Origin of the sequence: Eggerthella sinensis (genome assembly GCF_003339815.1) — a bacterium.
Lineage (GTDB): Bacteria > Actinomycetota > Coriobacteriia > Coriobacteriales > Eggerthellaceae > Eggerthella > Eggerthella sinensis.
In genome coordinates, this window is record NZ_PPTT01000016.1 from 15829 (window position 1) to 37195 (window position 21367).

The window sequence follows — 21367 nt, forward strand, 5'->3', positions numbered from 1 at the left end:
TTTCCGCGCGCGGCGCGCGTGAGGCGCCTCAGCGCACGCTCGGGCCCTGGGGAATCCAGATGGTGAACGACGTGACGCCGGCGTCGCTCGTGGCGTAGATGTCGCCGCCGTGGGCGCGGGCGATCTCGCGCGAGATGGCCAGGCCCAACCCGGCGCCGCCTGCCTGCGAGCCGCGCGACTCGTCGGCACGGTAGAACTTCTCGAACACGCGCTCGAGATGCTGCGGCGACAGCTCGCGGCCCTGGTCGGTCACCGTGAGCTCCCACCACACGAAGCCGTCGGGCGCCACGGTGAGGCCCGTGCGCACCCGCACCGCCGTCTCGGGGTCGGCGTAGGCGATGGCGTTCTTGATGACGTTGTTGAGCACGCGCGCCACGCGTCCGGCGTCGGCGAACACCGACAGCTCGTCGGGGCCGTCGTACACGAGGTCGAGGCGGCGTCCTTCGGCCAGCGGGAAGAACTCGTCCACCATCTGGTTCACGAACAGCGCGCCGTCGAAGCGCGAGCGCTCGATGGGGATGGTCTGCAGGTTGTAGCGCGTGATCTCGAAGAACTCGTCGAGCAGCTCCTCGAGGCGGTAGGCCTTGTCCAGCGTGATGCCCGTGTAGCGGGCGCGCACGTCGAGCGGCAGGTCGGGCGATTCCTCGAGCAGCGTGAGGTAGCCGATGATGGACGTGAGCGGCGTCTTGATATCGTGGGCAAGGTACACCACCAGCTCGTTCTTGCGCTCCTCGGCCGCCTTCGCCGCGCGCTCGTTCTGCTCGGACTCGGCCTTGATGGCGTTGAGCGCCATGGCGGTGGGAGCCAGCTCGCTCGGCAGCATGACCGGCTCGTCGCTCTTCATGAGGATGCCCGACACCGAGTCGAGCAGCACGTCGAAGTAGCGCAGCGCCCGGTTGATGCCCGAGCGCACCACGAGCACGAGGCCTGCCACGAACCCGAACGCGGCGAGCAGGAGGAACAGCGACGAGAGGGCGGTGTGCAGCACGTAGTTGTAGTTGAGCAGGTCGTACACGAGGTTCGACACCGCCGAGCCGAGCGTGGTCATGAAGCCCACGAACAGCACGAGGTACACCACCACGAACAGGATGACGTTCACGACGGTGCGGCGCAGGATGGCGTTGGAGAGCCGCTTCGTCTGATCGAGGCGCGCCTGCGAGCGCGGGGTGTTTTCCATGGGATGCTCCTTCTAACCCAGCTTGTAGCCGACGCCCCACACCGTCTCGACGAACTCCTGCGACGAGTCGATGGCGGCCAGCTTCTTGCGCAGATGGCGGATGTGCACCATCACCGTGTTGTTGCTCTGGGCGTTCGCCGTCTCGCCCCACACCGTCTCGAACAGGTCGCGCGAGGCCACGGGATGGCCCTGATCGTGCATGAGGCAGGCCAGGATGGCGAACTCCTTCGGCGTGAGGCAGAGCGGCTCGCCGTGCAGCGTGGCCGTGTAGGCGCCCTCGTCGAGCGCGATGCCGCCGCATTCGAGCGCGCGACGATCGGCCGCGTTGCCCGCGTCGGCCGATGCGGTGCGGCGCAGCCGTGCGCGCACGCGCGCCACGAGCTCGCGTGGCTTGAAGGGCTTCACCACGTAGTCGTCGGCGCCCAGCTCGAACCCCACCACCTTGTCGATCTCCTCGTCCTTGGCCGTGAGGAAGATGATGGGCACCGAGCTCGTGCGGCGCAGCTCGCGGCAGCAGGCGAACCCGTCCATGCCGGGCATCATGATGTCGAGGATGACGAGGTCGAACGGGTCGATGCCCTGCTGCGCCAGAAGGTCGGGGGCCGCGTAGAACACGGCGGGCGAGAACCCGGCCTCCACGAGCAGCTGCCCCACCAAGTCGGCGATGGCCTGCTCGTCGTCGCACACGGCAATGCGCATCTTCGATTCCACCCGTTCCTCCTGTCTTCGCGGCTCTTCGCTCGAGCCGCCTGCACGCCCTTCGGGCGACGTGTTCCGGTAAGGCCATTGTATCGGCCCATCGGGCGCAACACCGCTGTAACCTGGCAAGATTAAGGAAAACTTAAGAGATCGGTTGCTGTTTCTTCCGGGACAGAACAGGGGCGCTTGGCGATACTTGATGGCGAGGACGGCGCGGGGCGACCCGCACCGGAGGTCGTCCGAAGCGAACCGCTTCGGACGACGCCTCGCTACCGAGCCACCGACACGACGACCAAGGAGGCGCTCCATGTCGTATTCCAATTCGTTCGACTACCGCTCCCCCGCAGGCCGCACCGCGCCGATGCGGCGCATGCCGCCGCGCGGCTCCGTCAGCTACGCCGCCCCTGCACCGCGCTCGCGTCGCTCCCGCTCACCGCTGCAACTCGTCGCCGTGCTCGTGCTGCTGGCAGCCCTCGCCGCCGCAGGCTGGTACGCCGTGTCCACGCTGAGCGGCGTGGTGGCGGGAGCGACGCCGGCTGCCGGCGCGTCCGCCGGCCCGCAGTCCACGCCGCGCGGCGACTGGCGCCGCGGCGAGGTTCCCGCGCTGTACCAGAAGGACCCGGAATGGGCGCAGGGTACCTACGCGGAAGACGAGTTCGGCACGACGGGGTGCGGCCCCACCTGCCTCGCCATGGTGTACGCGGCGCTGACCGGCGCCACCGACAAGGGGCCTGCCGAGATGGGCGCGCTCTCCGAGCGCATGGGGTGCGCCTCCCCCGACGGCACCGCCTGGACGTTCATGACCGAAGGCGCGGCCGAACTCGGCCTCGTCGCCACCGAGGTGCCGGCCGACGAGTCGAGCATCCGCGGCGCGCTGCTGTCGGGCTCTCCCGTCATCTGCAGCGTGGGCCCCGGCGACTTCACCACGACGGGCCACTTCATCGTGCTCACGGGCATCGACGGCCAGGGCCGTCTGCTCATCCGCGATCCGAACAGCCCCGAGCGCACGAACCGCGCGTGGGACTTCGACACGGTGCTCGCTCAGAGCCGCGCCATCTGGGCCTACTCCGCCGCGTAGGCGGCGCGCAACCCCTTCACCAGCTGGTCGGCGCACGACGTGGAGCGCCGACCGCACGTGTTGCCCTCCAGCACGGCGGCCACCTCGTCCACCGTCATGCCCTCGATGAGCGCCGAGACGGCCTTGAGGTTGCCGTTGCAGCCGCCGACGAATTCCACGTGCGACACGCGGTCTCCGTCGAGGTCGATATGGATGGCGCGCGAGCACACGCCCTGCGGTTGGAAGGTGTACATGCGAAGACTCCTTTAGAACAATCCGGATGTGAACAGGAAGTTGAGCGATTTGAGGTTCGCGCCGACGTGCTCGCCGATCCACTGCTGGCAGAACCGCAGCACGCCGAACGAGGCCGACGGGTCCACCTCGAGCGCTTCGATCTCGGCGAACGTCGAGCCCAGCAGCGCCCGGCACCAGGCCAGGGCAGCCTCGGGCACCATGACGGTTTCCATGCCGCTGCGGCACAGCGGGCACACGACGCCGCCCTCGTGGTACGAGAGCGCCACGTTGCCCTCGGGCGGTCCGGCGGGCAGGGCGCGCCCGCAGCCCACGCACGTGTCGAGGCTCGGGCGCAGCCCGGCGAACGCGAGGGTTTTCAGCAGATGGGCCGCGCACACGGCCGGCACCTGCGCGGCCTCGACGCGGCCGAGGCTGGCGAGGGCGGCGCGCGTGAGCGCGAACAGCCGCTCGTTCTCGAGGCCCATCTGCGTCACGCGGTCGAGCAGCTCGGCCATGGGGGCGGCGCCGGCGGCGTGCTCGAGGTCGCGGCGCAGGCGGTCGTTGCTCTCGACGAGCCGCACTTCCTTGACGATGTCGAGGCTGCGGCCGCGCGCGAAGAACGCGTCGGCCACCGAGTACAGCTCGAGGCGCGCGGCGAACGAGCTCGTGGGCTTCCGCGCCCCCTTCGCCACCGCCCGCATCTGCGAGCCGTCCTCGGCGAGCAGCGTCACGATGAGGTCGCTCTCGCCGAGCTTCGTCTTGCGCAGCACGATGACGCGCGCGTCGTAGGTGGGCGCTGACACGCGGGTGCTACGAAACGCTCGAGATCATGTTGTCGCTCGTCCACACGATGGAGCCGCTCTTCTGCTTGGAGGAGCCGTAGACGGTCTCGCCGTCGAGCGAGGTCACCGCCTTGCCCGTGATGGTGAACGAGGTGGTCTCGCCGCCCTCGTACTTCACGGCGTCCACCGATTCCACGAGGTAGGCCGTGCCGCCGATGGAAAGCGGCTCGCCCGACGACACGAGGCCGCCGAGGTAGTTCTGCGCGGCCTGCTCGAGCTCGCTGCCGCGCGACAGGGCCACGGACACGGTCACCGACGAGCCGGAATCGGCCTTCGCGCCGGCGGCGGGGTCGGTGCTGAGCGCGGTGCCCGGCGCCACGCTGTCGTCGTAGATGTACGAGGCCACGGGCTCGTAGCCGGCGTCCTGCAGCAGCTTCGACGCCTCGTCCCACGTCTTGCCCGCCACGTCGGGCACGGTGTAGGGCACGGCCGCCGTGACGGTGACGGGGGTGTTCGCCTGCGCCTTCGTGCCCACCTCGGGATCGATGCTCAGCACGAGGCCCTCGTGCTCGTCGGACTTCTCGGTGACGAACTTGACGTTCTCGAAGCCGGCGTCGGCCAGCAGGGCGGCCACCTCGTCGCGCTGCATGCCCACGGCCTCGGGGATCGTGCGGGCCTCGGACACCTCGATGGTGACCTCGGTGCCCTTCTCCTCGCGCGCGCCTGCGCCGGGGTCCATGCGCTGCACGACCCCTTCGGTGGCGTCGGACTTCACCTTCTCCTCGCGCACCGCGAAGCCCTTGCTCTCCAGCACGGACACGGCGTCGGCCTGCGTCATGCCCACCACGTCGGGCAGCATCTTGCCGCCCCACAGCTCGAGGTAGTACGTGGTGCCGGCTGCGGCGACGCCGATGACGAGCAGGCACGCGAGCACGATGAGCGCGGCCTTGCCCTTGCCGCCCTTCTTCTTGTTGGCGTCGGGCGCGCGGAATTCCTTCTGCTTCGGGGCGGCCTGCCCCTCGATGCGCGGCATCTCCATGGTGTCGCCCGGGCCCCACGTCTTCTGCGGCGGCACGTAGCCCGCGTCGACGAGGCACTCGTCGAAGCCGGAGAAGTCGTTGCGCGCGGTGGCCGACGGGTCGTCGTCGGGGCGGCGCGGGACGAACGCGGAGAGATCGTCGGCAGCGGGTGCGACGTCGTTCGCTCCGTCATCGACGGAGCCGAAGTCGAACGCGTTGCCGTTCTCGTCGACGTTCACGCCCGCCACGTCGATGGCGGGAAGAGTGGCGCGATCGAGCGGGCCCGAGGTGTCGGGCTTGTCGTCGTCGGCCGGCTCGGCTACGGGCTCGTCGGCGGACACGACGCCTTCGAAATCAGGGTCGAGCTCGTCGGCGGCTTCGTCGGACGCAACGGCAGCGCGCTCGGCCTTCGCCGCTTGCTCGGCTTCTTCGATGGCCGCGGTGGCCGCAGCGACCTGCGCGATCCTGCCGGAGAGCGGGAAGCCGCACTCGTTGCAGAATTTCGCGTCGTCACGGTTTTCGGATTGGCATTGAGGACAGATCATGCTGGCTTACTCCCTCGCACATGGGTCTACGCGACAAATTGTAGCCGAAAACGCGTCCGGCGCGGGCGGGCAACCCGGCGTTTGCCCGCATTCGTGACAATACCTGCAGAAATAAGGGCCGGCGGCGGGGCCTTACGCCCCTTCGCCGTACCCGAAGCGGCGGATCTGGCTCGCGTCGCGGCGCCAGTTCTTCTTCACCTTCACCGACAGGTCCAAGAACACGCGGCAGCCCAGCAGCTGCTCGAGGTCGGCGCGGGCCTCGGTGCCGATCTGCTTGATGGCCGCGCCCTTCTTGCCGATGATGATGCCCTTCTGGCTGTCGCGCTCCACGTAGACGATGGCGAAGATGCGGTAGAGGTCCTTCTTGCGGTCGTACTCCATCTCCTCCACGTGCACGCCGATGGCGTGGGGCACCTCGTCGTGGAACGAGCGCAGGATCTTCTCGCGGATGAACTCGGCCACGACCACCTCGATGGGCTGGTCGGTTTCCATGTCGGCGGGGAACCACGCCGGCCCCGGCGGCAGCAGCGCCACCACCTCGTCGACGAAGTCCTGCACGTGCTCGCCCGTTTCGCTCGACAGCTCCACGACGGCGTCCCAGTCGCCCAGCTGCGCGGCGGCGAAGCGCTGACGGTCGAGCTGCTCGCCGTCCACGAGGTCGATCTTCGACAGCACGAGGATCTTCTTCGAGCGGGTGCGCGAAAGCTGCGCGGCCACCCATTCGTCGCCCGTGCCCACCGGCTTCGACGCGTCCACGAGGAAGGCCACCACGTCCACGCCCTCGAGCGCCTTGAGGGCCGACGTGTTCAGCTCCTCGCCGAGGGCGTCGTGGGGCTTGTGCAGGCCCGGCGTGTCCACGAGGACGAGCTGGAACTCGGGGCGCGTGTACACCGCGCGGAAACGGTGGCGCGTCGTCTGCGCCGTGTTCGACGTGATGGCGATCTTCTTGCCCATGATGGCGTTGACGAGCGTCGACTTGCCGGCGTTCGGGCGGCCGACGAGCGTGACGAAGCCCGACTTGAAGGATTCGTCCGCCGGGGAGAGCATATCGTTCATAGGTGGGGTGCCTTTCTCGGTATCAGCTGATGAGCGCCAGAAGGCGCGGGACGAACACGGCGGCGGCCACGGCCACGGCGCCGAGCGCGCACACGAGCACCGCGCCCGCAGCGCAGTCCTTCGCGTGCTTGGCGAGCTCGGCGTACCCCGGCGACACGAGGTCGACCACGGACTCGAGCGCGGTGTTGAAGCATTCGGCGGCCAGCACGACCGCGATGCAGATGGCGATGGCCGCCCACGAGGGCGGATCGATGGCCAGCGCGAAGCCCAGGATCACCGCCGCCGCCCCCACCGCGAAGTGGATCTTCATGTTGCGCTGCGTGCGCGTCGTGTAGGCGATGCCCTCCCAGGCGCACGAAAACGCGCGCCCGAGCGAAAACCGGGCGCGCGATCCTTTGTCCGCATGGTTGCGCACGAAGCGTCCCTCGCTGCGATGCTCCTCGCGCGGCGCTTCGTTCCCCTCGATGCGCTCTTCGTCATCCATGGCGCTCATCACGTCCATGCAAGCCCGCCTTCCCCCTCGCTGCTACACCGTGCGCTTGGACCACGCCTCGAGAATCTCGGCTTCGCGCTTCTCCATGACCTCGGCCTCGTCGTCCTCGATGTGGTCGTAGCCGCACAGGTGCAGCAGACCGTGGACGAGCAGCAGGCAGATCTCCTCCTCGAACGTGGTGCCGAACTCGCGCATCTGGCGGCTGGCCACGTCGGGGGCGATGATCACGTCGCCCAGCTCGAACACCGGGTCCTCGGCCAGCGTCATGGCCGACAGGTCGTCGTCCACGCCGTCGCACTCGAAGGACAGCACGTCGGTGGGACCCTCCTTGTGGCGGTACTTCTCGTTGAGCTCGGCGATGGCCTCGTCGGTGACGAAGCTGATGGACACCTCGGTGTTGAAGGGCTTATCCTCGCGCGCGAGCACGAACTGCGTGAGCTCGTGCAGCGGCAGCTTCTCGAGGTCCTCTTTGCGGTAGTCGTAGTTGATCTGGATATCCATGGTACTCAAGCCTTTCTGCTTGCCTGATCGTAGGCGCTCACGATGGCCGCCACGAGCGAGTGGCGCACCACGTCTTTGCCGGTGAACTCGCAAAACGCGATGCCGTCGATGTCTTCGAGGATGCCGCGCACGCCCTTGAGGCCCGATATGCCGCGCGGCAGGTCCAGCTGCGTCACGTCGCCCGTGATGATCATCTTCGAGCCGAAGCCGAGGCGCGTGAGGAACATCTTCATCTGCTCGGGCGTGGTGTTCTGCGCCTCGTCGAGGATGATGAAGCTGTCGTTGAGCGTGCGGCCGCGCATGAACGCGAGCGGGGCGATCTCGATGACGCCGCTCTCGATGAGCTGCGTAGCGCGCTCCATGTCGGTCATGTCGAACAGCGCGTCGTAGAGCGGGCGGATGTAGGGGTCCACCTTCTCGGTGAGCGTGCCGGGCAGAAAGCCCAGGCTCTCCCCCGCTTCCACCACCGGGCGCGTGAGGATGATGCGGCCCACCTCCTTGCGCTTGAGCGCGGCCACGGCCATGGCCATGGCGAGGTAGGTCTTGCCGGTGCCCGCCGGCCCGATGCCGAACGTGATGGTGTTCTCGCGGATGGCGTCGACGTAGCGCTTCTGGCCCGCGGTTTGCGGGCGGATGGCGCGGCCGCGGTACGTGAGCAGGATGTCCTCGCGCAGCGCGCGGGGCGAGAACTCCGCCGTGCGCAGCAGGTCGATGGCGTGGCGCACGTAGTCGATGCTCGGCTCGTCGCCGCCTTCCACCAGCTTGATGAGGTCGGAGAACAGCGCCGTGAGCGACTGCACCTCGAGCGGGTCGCCCTCGAGCACGATCGTGTCGCCGCGCACGGTGATGCGCGCGAGGAACGCGTCTTGCACGAGGTGGAGGATTTCGTCGGCCGGCCCGACGATGAGCGCCATGTTCACGCTTTGCGGGGCCGTGAGGGTGATTTGCGTTTGGTCTGTCATGGGGGCATTGTACCACGCATGGCATCGCCCCGCCCCGATGTCATCGAACCGACAAGGGAATATGGTGCAGGTGCTCAAATTCGGACGGGAGCGGCGCGCGGGGCGGCGAAGCTAGGCGCGCTCGTAGGCGAACAGCGCCTTCGTCTGGCCGAGCACCTTCTCGACGTCCCACGCCTGGTTCGAGCGTTCGGCCGAGTACGGGTCGTTGATGACAAGGTTGCCGTCGCCGTCGACGCCCGTGATGACGAAGAAGTGCCCGTTGTCGGTGAAATCGCCGGGGCCGACGTTGCAGATGACCGCGGCGCCGCCCTCGAGCGCCGCGCGCAGGGCGTCGGCATCGGCGTCGATGGAGGTGCAGGACAGGCCGAGCGAGGCCGCCTCGTTCACGAGGAACGACGAATCGGTGCCGTCGAACTCGGCCATGTAGCCGCCGTCGCGCGCCCGGACGCCCATGTCGTAGGGCGACAGGTCGCCCTTGCCGGTGAGCCCCTGGTACACCATGGAAAGCGAGGTGGGGCAGCAACCCGTCACCGCGAACGCCGTGGAGCTGTACACCGTGGCGCCCCAGCGCGGGTCCCACTGGTAGAAGCGCGGCACCTCGCCTGCCGCCGGGTCGCCCGTGGCCTCGGCGGCATCGGCGGGGTACGCATCGGGGAAGCCGCGCACGAACGGGACGGCCTCGGGCTCGGTGGCCGCGAGCTTGAGCAGCTTGTACTGCACCGCCTCGCCGTCGATGACGTAGGCATCCGGGTGGGCGGCGATCCACGCGGCGTCGTCGCTCGATTCGGCGGCGGCGAGCAGGCTCGCGGTCAGGTCGTCGCCGAGCACGGACGAGAGCGCGGCCTCGTCGATGGGATCGCGCGCCACCTGCTGCGTCGCGGACGCCTCATCGGATGCGGCGGGCGCAGGCTCGGCCGGGGCGCCCGCGACGCAGCCGCGGATGGCGGAGACGATCAGGACGACGAGCAGCAGCGCCGCTGCCGCCGCGGCGGCGAGCAGGGCGCGGCGCGGGTTGGCGCGCACGGCTTCGACGACGCTGCCGAGAACGGCGAGCACGGGGTTCGATGCGGCGTCCTGCTCCGGGCGCGGAGGGCGGCCGGATGCCTGCCGGGGCGCCGAGGAGCGCGCGGGAGCGTGCTGCTGCGGGGCGGGACGGCCGTTGAGGCGCGCCTCGCGCTCGGCGAGACGCTGGCGCGCACGGGCGCGGGCGTCGTCGTCGGTCGAGGTCGGGCGACGTTCGTCGGTGCGGCGCTGCTCCCCCATGGCGGTTACCCCTCGCTGTTCTCGGCTGGCGGCAGGACGAGCTCCCGAAGCGTGCCCGGCTGCGCGTCGGGCGGCACGGGAATCTCGAAGTAGCTCTCGGTGGTGCCCCGCCCGCGCGACTCGACGAGCACGCGCTCGACGGTGCCGACGCGGCGCGCGTACTCCTGCGCGCGCAGCTCGTCGCCGAGGGCGCGCAGCGCGGCGGCGCGGCGCTCGCGCACGGCGGGCGGCACCTGGTCGGCGCGGGCCGCCGCGGGCGTGCCGTCGCGGCGCGAGTACGGGAACGCGTGGATCTTCGCGAAGCGGCAGGCGCGCGCCACGTCGAGGGTCTCCTGGAACTCCGCGTCGGTCTCGCCGGGGAACCCGGCGATAATGTCGGTGGACAGCGCCAGCTCGGGCACGGCGGCGTACAAGCGCTCCACGAGCGCGACGAAGCGCGGAGCGTCGTACGGGCGCGCCATCTCGCGCAGCACCTTCGAGCTGCCGGCCTGCAGGGGCAGGTGCAGGTGGCGGCAGACGCGCCCGTCGGATGCGGCGAGGACGTCCACGAGCGCGTCGTCCACGTCGCGCGGCTCGACGCTCGAGATGCGGAAGCGGCACGCGGCGTCCGCCGTGGCGTCGAGCAGCAGGCGCAGCAGGTCGGCGAGGCGCACGGCGGCCGGGTCGCGTTTCGCGCCGTCGCAGTAGGAGCCCAGGTTGATGCCCGTGAGCACGATCTCCCCGGCGCCCGCCCGCGCGTACGCGACGCACTCCGCCACCACGTCGTCGGCCGGCCGGCTCGTCGCCCGCCCGCGCGCCACGTGCACGATGCAGTACGTGCACGCATTGTCGCACCCGTCCTGCACCTTCACGCCCACCCGGCTGCGGAAAGAAGGGCCGAAACGGAGGAGGGAGAATGCAGGTGCCGCTCCTCGAGCTGCGGCACCTCCTCCTTGCGCGGCGAGAACGCCTGCCGCGCCATGGGGGGAGGATGCGGGTTTCACTCCTCGTGCTGCGCCCCCTGCTCCTTGCGCGGCGCGAGTGCTTGCAGGACCGGCGAGCTCGCCTGCCGCGCCATGGGGGGAAAGCGCAGGTCCACCGTCACGGGGGGAGGATGCAGGTCCACCATCACAGAGGGAGACCGCAGGTTCGCCGTCACAGAGGGAGACCGCGGGTCCACAAACCTGGTAGCCGCCCTCCCCTTCCCACAGCTTTCCCAACTCGGCCTTTCCCAGCACGGTTACGCGCTCGTCCAGGTTCTCGTAGAATGCGCGGTCGATGGCGGCGGCGCAGCCGGTTACCACGACGCGGGCCCGGTCGTTCGCGCGCAGGGCGCGCCGGACGGCCTTGCGGGTCTTCTTCTCGGCCTCGCCGGTGACGGTGCACGTGTTCACCACGATGAGGTCGGCGTCCGCCTCGGGGGTTTCGGCACCGCGGGCGGCGAGGTGCGCGGCGACGTCGTCCGACTCCACGCGGTTTACCTTGCAGCCCAGATTGACCACGGCGAAGTTCATCGCGGCTCCCGACGGGCGAGGCGGTTGAGCTCGTGCAGCACGAGCGCGGGCGCCACGATGCCGGCCGTTTCGGTGCGCAGGATGGACGAGCCCAGCGACACGAGCGACGCACGGGGGTTGCACGCGAGCAGCGCATCCACCTCGCGCTCGGTCAGGCCGCCCTCGGGGCCCACCACCACGCCGACGCGGGCGTTCGCGGCACCCGCGCGCAGCTGCACGAGCGCGCGCTCGATGGCCTCGTCGATACGCGCGGTGCCCGGCGCCTCCTCCCAGCAGACGAGCACGGCCGTGCTGTGCGCGAACAGGGCGCAGAGGTCCTCGAGGGCGCCGACGTCGGTCACCTCGGGCATCGCGCGCTGCCCCGACTGCATGGCGGCGCTCTTCGCGATGGAGCGCCAGCGCTGCACGCGGGCGGCCGCCTTCCTGTCGTCGAGCTTCACGATGGAGCGCTCGCACGCGAACGGCGCGAACGCGGACACGCCCAGCTCGGTGGCGTGGCGGATGACCGTGTCCATCTTGTCGCCCTTCGCCAAACCCTGCGCGAGCACCACCATCGGACGGTCGGGCTCGTCCTCGAAGCGCTGCGCGATGCGCACCACGGGCAGGTTGTCGTCGAAGGCCACGATCTCGCATTCGAAGTAGTCGCGCGCCGCGTCCACCACGGCCACGTGCTCGCCCGGCGCAAGCCGAAGCACGCGCGCGTGCTTCGCGTCGTCGGCCGCGAGGCGCAGCGGGAAGGCCGCCGCGCCTTCGTCGGCGATGACCTGGCTCTCAAGATAGAAGTGCGGCAGCGACATGGCGGGCCTAGTTGAACGCGTCGCGGAGCTTCTGCAGCGGCGTGCGGGCGTCGGACACGTCCTCGCCCAGCTCCCCGGCCAGCTGCTCGAGCAGTTCGCGCTGCTTCTTCGTCACCTTCTTGGGCACCACCACGTTCACGTGCACGTACATGTCGCCGCGCGCGTCGCTGCGGAAGCGCGGCATGCCGAAGCCCTTCACGCGCACCACCTGCTCGTTCTGGCAGCCTTCGGGGATGCGCACCTGCACCTTCTCGCCTTCGAAGATGCCGTCGATCTCGATTTCGGCGCCCAGCGTGGCCTGCACGATGGACACGTTCGCACGCGCATGCAGGTTGTCGCCATCACGCTCGAAGAACTCGTGCGGCTGGATGCGGCACGTCACGATGAGGTCGCCCGGACGCGCGCCGTGCATGCCGGCCTCGCCGAAGCCGGACAGGCGCAGCTGCTGCGCGTCGCGGATGCCCACGGGCACCTCGACGGTGACGCGCTGGCGGTCGGGCACGCGACCCTGGCCCTCGCACTCGGGACACGGGTTCTCGATGGTGTGGCCCGTGCCGCCGCAGGTCTTGCACGTGGTGGCCGTCTGCATGTCGCCGAGGAACGTGTGCTGGATGGTGACGACGCGGCCCTGGCCGTGGCAGTCGGGGCACGTGATCTCGCGCCCGTCGGGGCCGAGGCCCGAGCCCTCGCAGTCGGGGCACGGCGCCAGGCGGTCGTACACGATCTCCTTCTTCGCGCCGGCGGCCACTTCCTCGAGGGTGAGGCGCAGGCCCACGCCCATGTCGCGGCCCTCTTTGCGCATGGGGGTGCGGCCGGTGGCCTGCCCGCCGAAGAACGAGCTGAAGATGTCGCCCATGCCGAAGCCGCCGCCGAACAGGTCCTCGAAGTCGACGTAGCCGCCGCCCCCGTAGGGGTTGCCGCCGCCGGCCGCGCCGGGAACCGTGCCGAAGCGATCGTACTGGGCGCGCTTCTGCGCGTCCGACAGCACGTCGTACGCTTCGTTCAGCTCTTTGAACTGGTCTTCGGCGTCGGGCGCCTTGTTCACATCCGGATGAAGCTCGCGCGCGCGCCGACGGAACGCCTTCTTGATCTCGTCTTCGGTTGCCTCGCGGGACACGCCCAGAACTTCGTACAGATCCTTCGCCATCTTGCTCTCGAAACCTTTCCTCACGGGCGGCGCACGGCGCGCCGCCGCACCATGTCGTTATACGTCTCCGAGCGCTGCGCTCGCTATGCGCACCGCCTGTATCACCTTGGAATAGTCCATGCGCGTGGGACCCACCACGGCCACCACGCCGGCTGCGGCGCCGCGTCCGTAGCGGCTTGCCACCACCGACACGCCCGCAAGCTCCGCCGCGGGGTTCTCGCGCCCGATGCGCACGCTCGGCACGCCCGCGCCCTGGCGGGCGGCGTCGTCGAGGATGTGCAGCAGCACGGTGTCGTCCTCGAGCACCTGCATGACGGGCAGCAGCGCCTGCGACTGGCTGAACTCCGGCTTCGTCAGCAAAGAACTCACGCCCAGACGGTGCGTGCGCGACAGCTCGCTTTCCTGCAAGCACGACAGCACCTCGTCGAGCGCCATGCGCACGAGCGGATCGCGGAAGGCCTCGACCATGCCCTCGCCCAGGCCGTCTTCGATCTCGTGCAGCGACTTGCCGTTGAACACGTCGCCGAGGAAGCGCTGCACCTGGGCGAGCTCGTCGGGAGCCACCTCTTCGGCGAACTCCATCTGACGGTTGAACACCTGGCCGTCCTCGGTGACGAGCACGACGAGCGCCCGGTACGGGGACAGCGAGATGAGCGACAGCTGCTTGATGTGCAGGTTGAGCACCGACGGCGCCAGCACGATGGACAGGCAGTCGGTGAGGCGCGTGAGCGCCGACGACGTCTGCTCGAGCAGCGCATCGAGCTCGCTCGCGCTGCGGCGCAGCTGGTCCACCACGGGACGGTAGCGCTCGTCGTCGCCCGCGAGGTCGGATTGCAGCAGGTTGTCCACGAACGCGCGGTAGCCGTAATCGGTCGGGATGCGGCCCGCCGAGGTGTGCGGCTGCGTGATGTAGCCGCCGTCCTCGAGGACGGACAGCTCGTTGCGCACCGTTGCCGGGCTCACGCCCAGCTGGTACCGCTCCGTCAGCGTGCGCGACCCCACGGGCAGAGCGCGCGCGACGTACTCTTCGATAAGGGCGCTCAACACCCGTTGCCTACGATCCGAAAGCACGCTCGTTCACCTGCCTCTCTCACTGGTTGGTCCCCACCTATGGTAACGCATCATATTAGCAGCCGAAAGCCTCGAGTGCTAACGAGAGTGCAGAAATGTGAAGAAACTACGGTGAGACCCCTTGGTTGGCCCCTGCCCGCAGGGAGACGCGCGGTCAACCCGCCGTGCGCGCGGGCTCGTCGGAGAACCTGCGGGTCCCCCGGTCGGCGCGCGAAGCGCGCACGACCGGCACGACAACGGGCGCGCCATGGGAGGATGGAGACCGAAGCGCGCCCCTACGGTGCCAGGTCGTACAGGTCCCCGTAGAGCTCGTTGCCGCAGAGCCAGCCGAGCTCCGTGGGCCTCCAGCGGCCTTCGCGGTGCTCCGCCAGCCCCCGCCGGGCCAGCCCGTCCAGCGTCGCGGGCAGCTCGGGCAGCAGCGCGGCGGCCTGTTCCACGCGCTCGTCGCTCACGCCGACGGTCATGCGCATGCCCAGCATGAGGTCCTCGGCGGCCATCTGGCGCGCGTCGAGGTCGTCGGTGACCTGGCCGTCCTTCACGCGCATGCGGCGAGCAGCGTTCTGCGTCATCGTGGCGGCCGAACGGCCGAGGCCGAGGTAGGGCACGCCGGTCCAGTACGCGATGTTGTGACGGCTCTCGCAGCCCGGCCGGGCGTAGCTGGCCACCTCGTAGCGCGCGAAGCCCGCCTCGGTCAGCACGCGCTCGGCGATCTCCATGTGCGCGGCCTCCGCGTCGTCGTCGGGCTCGTCGAGCTCGCCTGCCAGCACGGCGGCGTCGAAGGGCGTGTGCGGCTCGATGGTGAGCGGGTACACGCTCACGTGCGTCGCGCCGAGGCGCACCGCCTCGCGCACGCTTTCCTCGAAGCTCTCGTCGCTTTGTCCGGGAATGCCGCACATGAGGTCGAGACTCACGTTCTCGAAGCGCGTGAAGGCGGCCTCGATGGCGCGCCGCGCCTCGTCGGCCGAATGCGCGCGCCCGAGGGTGCGCAGCACGTCGTCGTCGAAGCTCTGCACGCCGATGGACAGGCGGTTCACGCCGAGCGCCCAGATATCGCGCACCATGCGCTCGGTGAGGCTCTCGGGGTTCGCCTCCATCGTGCACTCCACCTCGGGCGTGAGGTGCATGGACAGCGACAGCGTGTACAGCAGCATCGACAGGCGCGCCAGCCCCACGTGCGACGGCGTGCCGCCGCCCAGGTACACGGTCTCGAGCGCGCCGAGCTCGCCCTCCTTCGCCTTGCGGCGGATGTCCAGCACGAGCTCGTCGACGTACGCGTCGATCTCGGGCGCGTCAGCCGGCACCGCCGCCGTGGCGAAATCGCAGTAGGCGCAGCGCTTCACGCAGAACGGAAGGTGCACGTACAGCGCGCGGTAGGGATCATGGGGCATGAGGGGCCCGCCTTTCGTCATACGCCGGCCGCGTGCTCGCGTGCGCACGCCACCAGCTCGTCGAACACGACGTCGAAGTCTTCGACCGACACGCAGGCGTTGATCTTCTCCCGCGCGGCCGCTGCGCCGGGAATGCCCGCCATGTACCACATGGCATGCTTGCGCATGCGCACGATGTTCTTGCCCTCGCGCTCGCTCAGCAGCCGCGCGTGACGGCGCGCCAGGGCGATGCGCTCTTCCACGCCGGGCGCCTCCGGCTCGGCCTCCCCCGCAAGGGCGGCCTTCGCCTGCGCGAACACCCAGGGGTTGCCCTCCGCAGCGCGCGCGATCATCACGGCGTCGCAGCCGGTGCGCTCGGTGATGGCCACCGCGTCCGCGCCGCGCTTCACGTCGCCGTTGCCCACCACCGGCACCGACACGGCCTGCTTCACCCGCGCGATGGCGTCCCATTCGGCGCTGCCGCGGTACAGCTGCTCGGCGTAGCGCCCGTGCACGGCCAGCGCCGCCGCGCCCGCGTCCTCCATCCTGCGGGCGAATGCGGGCGCCGTCTCCACGCCTTCGGCCCATCCGCGCCGGAACTTCACCGTCACCGGATGGCTCACCGCCGCGCACACGGCGCGCACGATGGAGACGGCAAGGTCGGGGTCCTTCATGAGCGCCGAGCCGTCGCCCTTCGACACGATCTTGCGGGCCGGGCAGCCCATGTTGATGTCGAGGTAGGCCAGCGACGCGCCCATCTCGTCTTCGATCCATGCGGCCTGCGAGGCCATCGTGTCGGGCTCGTGGCCGAACAGCTGCACCGCCACCTGGTCCTCCCCCGGCGCGAGGCGCAGCAGGTGCCGCGTCTTCTCGTTCGCGTAGGAAAGCCCCTTCGCCGACACCATCTCGGTGTACGTGACGTCGGCGCCCTGCTCGCGGCAGAGCGTGCGGAACGCCTCGTCGCTCACGCCCGCCATGGGGGCGAGCAGCAGGCGGTGCGTCTTGAAGAACGCGCGCATGTCCATCAGGGCCGCTCCCCTACGCTGCCACGATGTCGATGACGTTGACGAGCGCGAACATGAGCAGCACGACGATGCCCACCACCGCAACGAGGCACCCGCAGCCGAGCGCGAGCTTCGAGCCGCTGCCCATGCCCCCTTGCTGCTGGTGCGCCTTCTTCTCGTCGAACGGGTCGTCGAGCCAGTCGAAATCGTCTTTACGTGCCATGCTATCAACCTATCCGTGCGCGGATGCCGCTCTGCCGCGCTCTAATCGTCCACCTTCAGAATCGCCATGAAGGCTTCCTGCGGAACCTCCACGTTGCCGATGTTCTTCATACGCTTCTTGCCGGCCTTCTGCTTCTCGAGCAGCTTGCGCTTGCGGCTGATGTCGCCGCCGTAGCACTTCGCCAGCACGTCCTTGCGCTTCGCCTTCACCGTCTCGCGCGCGAGCACCCTGCCGCCGATGGCGGCCTGGATGGGCACCTCGAACATCTGGCGCGGGATGATGCTGCGCAGCTTCTCCGTGAGGACGCGGCCACGATCGTAGGCCTTGTCCTTGTGGATGATGAACGACAGCGCGTCCACCGGCTTTCCCGACAGCAGGATATCCAGCTTCACCAGCTTCGAGGGCTTGTATTCGTCGAAATCGTAGTCGAGCGAGGCGTAGCCCTTCGTGTTGGACTTGAGTCTATCGAAGTAGTCCATGATGAGCTCGGAAAGCGGGATCTCCCACAGCATCTCCACCGTCGTGGGCGACAGGTAGTTCATGGTGACGAACGTGCCGCGACGCGCGGTGGTCAGCTCCATGACCGCGCCCACGTAGTCGGGCGGGATGAGGATCTTCGCCTTGAGGTAAGGCTCCTCGATGCGCTCGATCTCGCCGGGGTCGGGCATCTCCTGGGGACTGTGCAGGCTGATCATCTCGCCGCCCTGCCGGTACACGTGGTACTCCACGCTGGGGGCGGTGGCCAGCAGGTCGAGGCCGAACTCGCGCTCGAGGCGCTCTTTGATGACCTCCATGTGCAAGAGGCCGAGGAAGCCCACGCGGAAGCCGAAACCGAGCGCGTGCGACTTCTCGGGCTCCCAGGCCAGCGCCGGGTCGTTGAGCGACAGCTTCTCGAGCGCCTCCTTCAGCGGCTCGTACTGGTCGCCGTCGATGGGGAACAGGCCCGTGAACACCATGGGCTTAGCCTCGCGGTACCCCGGCAGCGGCTTCTCCACGCCGCCCTTGACGGCGGTGATCGTGTCGCCCACCTTCACCTGACGCACGTCCTTCAGCCCGGTGACCAGGTAGCCCACCTCGCCCACCGACAGCGTCGGCAGCGGCGTTTCGGCGGGGCGGCGCGCGCCCACCTCCTCCACGAGCACCTCGGTGCCCGTGGCCATCATGAGCACCTTGTCGCCCTTCTTCATGGAGCCGTCCACCACGCGCACGAGCGCCACCACGCCGCGGTACGGGTCGAAGTAGGAGTCGAAGATGAGCGCGCGCAACGGCGCGTCCGCGTCGCCCTCGGGCGCGGGAATGTTGTACACGACGGCTTCCAGCAGGTCGTGCACGCCCACGCCCGTCTTGCCGGAGGCGAGCACCGCGTCGTCGGCGAGGATGGCGAGGCCCTCCTCGATCTCCTCGCGCACGCGCTCGGGCTCGGCCGCGGGCAGGTCGATCTTGTTGATGAGCGGGATGATCTCGAGGTTCGCGTTCATGGCCATCATGGCGTTGGCCACCGTCTGCGCCTCGACGCCCTGCGTGGCGTCCACCACGAGCACGGCCCCCTCGCAGGCGGCCAGCGAACGGCTCACCTCGTAGGTGAAGTCGACGTGGCCCGGCGTGTCGATGAGGTTGAACTGGTAGGTTTGACCGTCGTCGGCCACGTAGTCCACGCGCACGGCCTGGCTCTTGATGGTGATGCCGCGCTCGCGCTCGATGTCCATGCTGTCGAGCAGCTGCTCCTGCATGTCGCGACTGGCCACCGTGCCGGTGAGCTCGAGGATGCGGTCGGACAGCGTCGACTTGCCATGGTCGATGTGCGCGATGATGGAGAAGTTGCGGATGAAGTTCGGATCGGTGGTCATAGCCTGTCTTTCACATCGTACGGGCGCGCGCCAATGCGGGCGCTTGAGAAACGAAAGCCTATTCTACCTTATTCGCGGCGGATGGCGAGCCTCGAGGCGCCTACAGCTCAACGACGGCGGTCTCGCCGTTCGACGAATCGACGCGCACAAGCTGCGAGCGGGCGTGGTCGCCCTCGTCGACGCAGAGGGCCCACAGGCCGTCGTCGAGCTCGAGCGCGGCCTCTCCCCCGCTCAGGACGGCCGTCGACTGCTGCACGGGCACGAATGTCGAGCCGTCCGCGGCGGTGAGGGTGGGCGTGCACACCGCGATGGAGGCCGCGTCGGCGCGCACGGTCACGGTCGAGCCGCTTTCCAGGGTGCCCGCAGGCGCATTTTCGCCCGGCGCGAAGGTTTCCTTCTCGTCGGAATGGCAGCTCGCGCATCCCTCGTTCGCGTCGATGACCTGGTGCGAGCCGCTCGAGCAGCCGACAAGGGCGCCGAGGGCGCAGGATGCGGCAAGCGCGAGGGACAGCGGTCGAAGGGCGGCGGTTCTCATGGCGGTCGTCCTTTCGAGACGGGGAGAAAAAACGTGTTTTCGACAATTCTTCGTGAAAACATCGGCAACCTTTGCTATTCTATCGCATTGTGTATCCGGCAAATACGTTCGCGCGATGGTTTCATCGCCGATCTGCAGACGTGGCTGCGCTTTAAGATTCGTAGTGCTGGGTGACCGAATGGTCCGCGAAACAGAGAAATCCCGCCTGTTTCCACATGCATCGTTGGCTGTCCGCGTCGCGGACGAGCCGCGCCCTTTGAGGGATGCATGCGAGGCTATCGGCACCGTGGCAGTCGTATCTCGAAGCCGCAGGGCGCTTGCGCTACCGGGAACGCACGGTATTCGATAGGTTTGTATATTGGAGGAACATCACCCATGGCGAACATCAAAAGCCAGAAGAAGCGCATCATCACCAACGAAAAGTCCCGTATGCGCAACCGCGCGGTCAAGTCTGAGCTCAAGACCGCGACCCGTCGCGTGAAGGACGCCGTCGCCGCCGAAAACGGCGCCGAGGCTTACGCCGCCGCATGCGCCGCGTGCCGCCTGCTCGACAAAGCCGCCTCGAAGGGCGTCATCCACAAGAACCAGGCTGCGAACCGCAAGAGCGGCGTGATGGCCCTGGCCAACACCGTGGCGACCGACGCCGATCGTGCCGCCTACGAGAAGCCGGCCAAGAAGGAGCAGAAGACGGGCTCCAAGAAGGCCGAGCGCAAGGCTGCGCGCGCTGCCGAGATGGAAGCCGCTTCCAAAGAGAAGGCCAAGCGCCGCGAGAAGCAGCTCAAGGAAGAAGCCGCCGCTCAGAAGCGCAAGGCGAAGGAAGCCGAAGAAGCCGCCAAGGCCGAGGCTGCCGGTGCTGAGGAAGCTGCCGCCGAATAACATCGATGCGCATACGGCAATCGCCCCGCGATCCGTCCGCATATCAAGAGCGAGAGGGCCCCGGAAATCCGGGGCCCTCTCGCGTTGGGGGGGGGGCTAGCTTTGCGACCTGCGTCCCGTGCTCTTTGCCGACCGGGGTCTACCCCTTGCGACCTGCGTCCCCGCTCGTTGCGCCCGCGAAAGGGTGTGCGAAATGGAAGACGTGCTGCGGGCGCAACAGGAAAAAGGGGCGAAGCGGCCCTACCTCTTCGCGGTCACTTCGAGCACCCAGTCGACGAAGGCGCTCTTCGGGTCGGTGCCGCTTTTCATGGCCCGCTCGGTGTCGCGGGCGGCTATCATCGCGTGGCGGAGCTCGGCGGCGGTGAAGCCGCGGGCCCAGGTTATGTGGTTCTTGACGCGCCAATCGGGCGCTTTGAGGGCGCCGGCCACGGCGCGGGGGTTGCCGCGATCGGCCATGGCGCGGGCGCAGATGAGCTCGCGCAGGCGCGTCGTGCACATGGCCAGAAGCGCATGGGGCGACACCGAGTCCATGCGACCGAGGTACAGCAGGCATTTGCGCACGTCGCGCGCCGAGAAGGCGTCGACGAACTCCCACGGCTTCACTTCGGCCGTGCGGCTCACCATGCCCACGATCTCGTGCTCGTTCACGGCATCGGTGCCGCGATGCGCGAGCGCGATCTTCTTGAGCTCGTTGTTGAGGCGCACCGTGTCCTCGCCCACAAGATCCACGAGCTTGACGGCCGCACCCTCCGTCAGCGTCACGCCGTGGTTCACGGCCATGGAACGCACCGTCTTGGGCAGCTCGTAGCGCTTGAGGGGCGTGCAGTCGATGACGGCCGTCTTGCCGTGGGCCGCGACGGCCTTGTACAGGCGCGTGTTCTTCGCCAGCTTCTCGGCGACGAGGGCGAGCACGGTGGTTTCGTTCGGCGCGCCCAGGTAGGCGACGAGCTCCTCGGCGTCGGCCTTCTTGAGCTTGTCGGCCGCGCGCACTTCCACGAGGCGCACGGGGCTTGCGAACGGCACCGTGTTGCAGGCCGTCACGATGTCGGCGCCCGCAGCCGTCTCGCCGCCGAACTCGTCGGAGTTGAACGACAGGTCGCCCATCGCGGACAGGCGCGCGCGAAGGCGCTTCATCACGGTATCGCGCTTGAGCGCGTCCTCGCCGACGACGAGGTACACGGGCAAGAGCGGTGCTTCTTGTTTCTTTTGAGTAGCCATG

The 21367-nt window shown here is 68.8% G+C and carries 22 protein-coding genes; 2 read left to right on the plus strand and 20 right to left on the minus strand.

Annotated features, from left to right (window positions below; all coding sequences use genetic code 11):
* Positions 1-28 precede the first annotated feature (28 nt).
* Together C1876_RS09935 and C1876_RS09940 are read right to left on the minus strand one after the other, a co-directional pair.
* Positions 29-1177 carry a sensor histidine kinase gene (locus C1876_RS09935; protein ID WP_114546578.1) on the minus strand — a complete coding sequence of 383 codons (1149 nt, stop codon included), beginning with the start codon at positions 1175-1177 and terminating at the stop codon, positions 29-31.
* Positions 1178-1189: 12 nt separating this feature from the next.
* Positions 1190-1888, minus strand: a complete 699-nt coding sequence (locus C1876_RS09940; RefSeq protein ID WP_114546579.1) for a response regulator transcription factor — start codon at positions 1886-1888, stop codon at positions 1190-1192.
* A gap of 295 nt (positions 1889-2183) precedes the next feature.
* Between C1876_RS09940 and C1876_RS09945 the strand changes: the two genes are divergently transcribed.
* The gene (locus C1876_RS09945) at positions 2184-2954 is read left to right on the plus strand and encodes a C39 family peptidase (protein WP_114546580.1); all 771 of its coding nucleotides are present in this window, start codon (positions 2184-2186) and stop codon (positions 2952-2954) included.
* On the opposite strand, the gene C1876_RS09950 is transcribed toward C1876_RS09945, so the two are convergent.
* The 17 genes from C1876_RS09950 to C1876_RS10035 form a co-directional block, all read right to left on the minus strand.
* Positions 2939-3187: a TIGR03905 family TSCPD domain-containing protein gene (locus C1876_RS09950; protein ID WP_114546581.1), complete on the minus strand. Its 249-nt coding sequence runs from the start codon at positions 3185-3187 to the stop codon at positions 2939-2941. The genes C1876_RS09945 and C1876_RS09950 overlap by 16 nt on opposite strands.
* Positions 3188-3199: 12 nt before the next feature.
* Positions 3200-3970 carry a DNA repair protein RecO gene (gene recO / locus C1876_RS09955; protein ID WP_114546582.1) on the minus strand — a complete coding sequence of 257 codons (771 nt, stop codon included), beginning with the start codon at positions 3968-3970 and terminating at the stop codon, positions 3200-3202.
* Positions 3971-3977: 7 nt separating this feature from the next.
* Complete coding sequence (locus C1876_RS09960) at positions 3978-5513, minus strand: PASTA domain-containing protein (protein ID WP_114546583.1); 1536 nt, start codon at positions 5511-5513, stop codon at positions 3978-3980.
* Positions 5514-5645: 132 nt separating this feature from the next.
* Positions 5646-6569: a GTPase Era gene (era, locus tag C1876_RS09965; RefSeq protein WP_114546584.1), complete on the minus strand. Its 924-nt coding sequence runs from the start codon at positions 6567-6569 to the stop codon at positions 5646-5648.
* A gap of 22 nt (positions 6570-6591) precedes the next feature.
* Positions 6592-7071 carry a diacylglycerol kinase family protein gene (locus tag C1876_RS09970; protein WP_114546585.1) on the minus strand — a complete coding sequence of 160 codons (480 nt, stop codon included), beginning with the start codon at positions 7069-7071 and terminating at the stop codon, positions 6592-6594.
* A 24-nt stretch (positions 7072-7095) separates the two neighbouring features.
* Positions 7096-7563, minus strand: a complete 468-nt coding sequence (ybeY, locus tag C1876_RS09975) for an rRNA maturation RNase YbeY (RefSeq protein WP_114546586.1) — start codon at positions 7561-7563, stop codon at positions 7096-7098.
* A gap of 5 nt (positions 7564-7568) precedes the next feature.
* Complete coding sequence (locus C1876_RS09980) at positions 7569-8525, minus strand: PhoH family protein (RefSeq protein ID WP_114546587.1); 957 nt, start codon at positions 8523-8525, stop codon at positions 7569-7571.
* Between the two features lie 111 nt (positions 8526-8636).
* Entirely contained in the window at positions 8637-9788 is a 1152-nt protein-coding gene (locus C1876_RS09985; protein ID WP_114546588.1) for a C39 family peptidase, read from the minus strand.
* 5 nt (positions 9789-9793) lie between these two features.
* Complete coding sequence (locus tag C1876_RS17985) at positions 9794-11281, minus strand: MiaB/RimO family radical SAM methylthiotransferase (RefSeq protein ID WP_244910103.1); 1488 nt, start codon at positions 11279-11281, stop codon at positions 9794-9796.
* Positions 11278-12078 carry an RsmE family RNA methyltransferase gene (locus C1876_RS10000; RefSeq protein WP_114546589.1) on the minus strand — a complete coding sequence of 267 codons (801 nt, stop codon included), beginning with the start codon at positions 12076-12078 and terminating at the stop codon, positions 11278-11280. Before C1876_RS10000 ends, C1876_RS17985 begins: the two co-directional genes overlap by 4 nt.
* Positions 12079-12085: 7 nt before the next feature.
* Positions 12086-13225 carry a molecular chaperone DnaJ gene (gene dnaJ / locus C1876_RS10005; RefSeq protein WP_114546590.1) on the minus strand — a complete coding sequence of 380 codons (1140 nt, stop codon included), beginning with the start codon at positions 13223-13225 and terminating at the stop codon, positions 12086-12088.
* Positions 13226-13282: 57 nt separating this feature from the next.
* On the minus strand, positions 13283-14296 hold the full coding sequence (hrcA, locus tag C1876_RS10010) for a heat-inducible transcriptional repressor HrcA (RefSeq protein ID WP_114546591.1): 1014 nt from the start codon (positions 14294-14296) through the stop codon (positions 13283-13285).
* A gap of 275 nt (positions 14297-14571) precedes the next feature.
* Positions 14572-15684 carry a radical SAM family heme chaperone HemW gene (hemW, locus tag C1876_RS10015; protein ID WP_114546592.1) on the minus strand — a complete coding sequence of 371 codons (1113 nt, stop codon included), beginning with the start codon at positions 15682-15684 and terminating at the stop codon, positions 14572-14574.
* 17 nt (positions 15685-15701) lie between these two features.
* Positions 15702-16691, minus strand: a complete 990-nt coding sequence (gene dusB / locus C1876_RS10020) for a tRNA dihydrouridine synthase DusB (protein WP_114546641.1) — start codon at positions 16689-16691, stop codon at positions 15702-15704.
* Positions 16692-16701: 10 nt separating this feature from the next.
* Entirely contained in the window at positions 16702-16890 is a 189-nt protein-coding gene (locus C1876_RS10025) for a hypothetical protein (RefSeq protein ID WP_114546593.1), read from the minus strand.
* 41 nt (positions 16891-16931) lie between these two features.
* A complete protein-coding gene (gene lepA / locus C1876_RS10030) occupies positions 16932-18737 on the minus strand; it encodes a translation elongation factor 4 (protein WP_114546594.1) in 1806 nt (601 codons plus the stop codon).
* A 100-nt stretch (positions 18738-18837) separates the two neighbouring features.
* Positions 18838-19272, minus strand: a complete 435-nt coding sequence (locus tag C1876_RS10035) for a cupredoxin domain-containing protein (protein WP_114546595.1) — start codon at positions 19270-19272, stop codon at positions 18838-18840.
* 375 nt (positions 19273-19647) lie between these two features.
* Between C1876_RS10035 and rpsT the strand changes: the two genes are divergently transcribed.
* The gene (gene rpsT, locus C1876_RS10040; RefSeq protein ID WP_114546596.1) at positions 19648-20148 is read left to right on the plus strand and encodes a 30S ribosomal protein S20; all 501 of its coding nucleotides are present in this window, start codon (positions 19648-19650) and stop codon (positions 20146-20148) included.
* 240 nt (positions 20149-20388) lie between these two features.
* Here rpsT and holA read toward each other — a convergent pair whose 3' ends face one another.
* Positions 20389-21366, minus strand: a complete 978-nt coding sequence (gene holA / locus C1876_RS10045; protein ID WP_114546642.1) for a DNA polymerase III subunit delta — start codon at positions 21364-21366, stop codon at positions 20389-20391.
* Between the last annotated feature and the right edge of the window lies 1 nt (position 21367).

Excerpts from the sequence above, each read along its gene's own strand:
- C1876_RS09935 (WP_114546578.1), bottom strand. The coding sequence starts at position 1,177 with ATGGAAAACACCCCGCGCTCGCAGGCGCGCCTCGATCAGACGAAGCGG.
- C1876_RS09945 (WP_114546580.1), top strand. The coding sequence starts at position 2,184 with ATGTCGTATTCCAATTCGTTCGACTACCGCTCCCCCGCAGGCCGCACC.
- C1876_RS09950 (WP_114546581.1), bottom strand. The coding sequence starts at position 3,187 with ATGTACACCTTCCAACCGCAGGGCGTGTGCTCGCGCGCCATCCATATC.
- C1876_RS09960 (WP_114546583.1), bottom strand. The coding sequence starts at position 5,513 with ATGATCTGTCCTCAATGCCAATCCGAAAACCGTGACGACGCGAAATTC.
- era (WP_114546584.1), bottom strand. The coding sequence starts at position 6,569 with ATGAACGATATGCTCTCCCCGGCGGACGAATCCTTCAAGTCGGGCTTC.
- C1876_RS09970 (WP_114546585.1), bottom strand. The coding sequence starts at position 7,071 with ATGGACGTGATGAGCGCCATGGATGACGAAGAGCGCATCGAGGGGAAC.
- ybeY (WP_114546586.1), bottom strand. The coding sequence starts at position 7,563 with ATGGATATCCAGATCAACTACGACTACCGCAAAGAGGACCTCGAGAAG.
- C1876_RS09980 (WP_114546587.1), bottom strand. The coding sequence starts at position 8,525 with ATGACAGACCAAACGCAAATCACCCTCACGGCCCCGCAAAGCGTGAAC.
- C1876_RS09985 (WP_114546588.1), bottom strand. The coding sequence starts at position 9,788 with ATGGGGGAGCAGCGCCGCACCGACGAACGTCGCCCGACCTCGACCGAC.
- C1876_RS17985 (WP_244910103.1), bottom strand. The coding sequence starts at position 11,281 with ATGAACTTCGCCGTGGTCAATCTGGGCTGCAAGGTAAACCGCGTGGAG.
- C1876_RS10000 (WP_114546589.1), bottom strand. The coding sequence starts at position 12,078 with ATGTCGCTGCCGCACTTCTATCTTGAGAGCCAGGTCATCGCCGACGAA.
- dnaJ (WP_114546590.1), bottom strand. The coding sequence starts at position 13,225 with ATGGCGAAGGATCTGTACGAAGTTCTGGGCGTGTCCCGCGAGGCAACC.
- hemW (WP_114546592.1), bottom strand. The coding sequence starts at position 15,684 with ATGCCCCATGATCCCTACCGCGCGCTGTACGTGCACCTTCCGTTCTGC.
- C1876_RS10025 (WP_114546593.1), bottom strand. The coding sequence starts at position 16,890 with ATGGCACGTAAAGACGATTTCGACTGGCTCGACGACCCGTTCGACGAG.
- lepA (WP_114546594.1), bottom strand. The coding sequence starts at position 18,737 with ATGACCACCGATCCGAACTTCATCCGCAACTTCTCCATCATCGCGCAC.
- C1876_RS10035 (WP_114546595.1), bottom strand. The coding sequence starts at position 19,272 with ATGAGAACCGCCGCCCTTCGACCGCTGTCCCTCGCGCTTGCCGCATCC.
- rpsT (WP_114546596.1), top strand. The coding sequence starts at position 19,648 with ATGGCGAACATCAAAAGCCAGAAGAAGCGCATCATCACCAACGAAAAG.
- holA (WP_114546642.1), bottom strand. The coding sequence starts at position 21,366 with ATGGCTACTCAAAAGAAACAAGAAGCACCGCTCTTGCCCGTGTACCTC.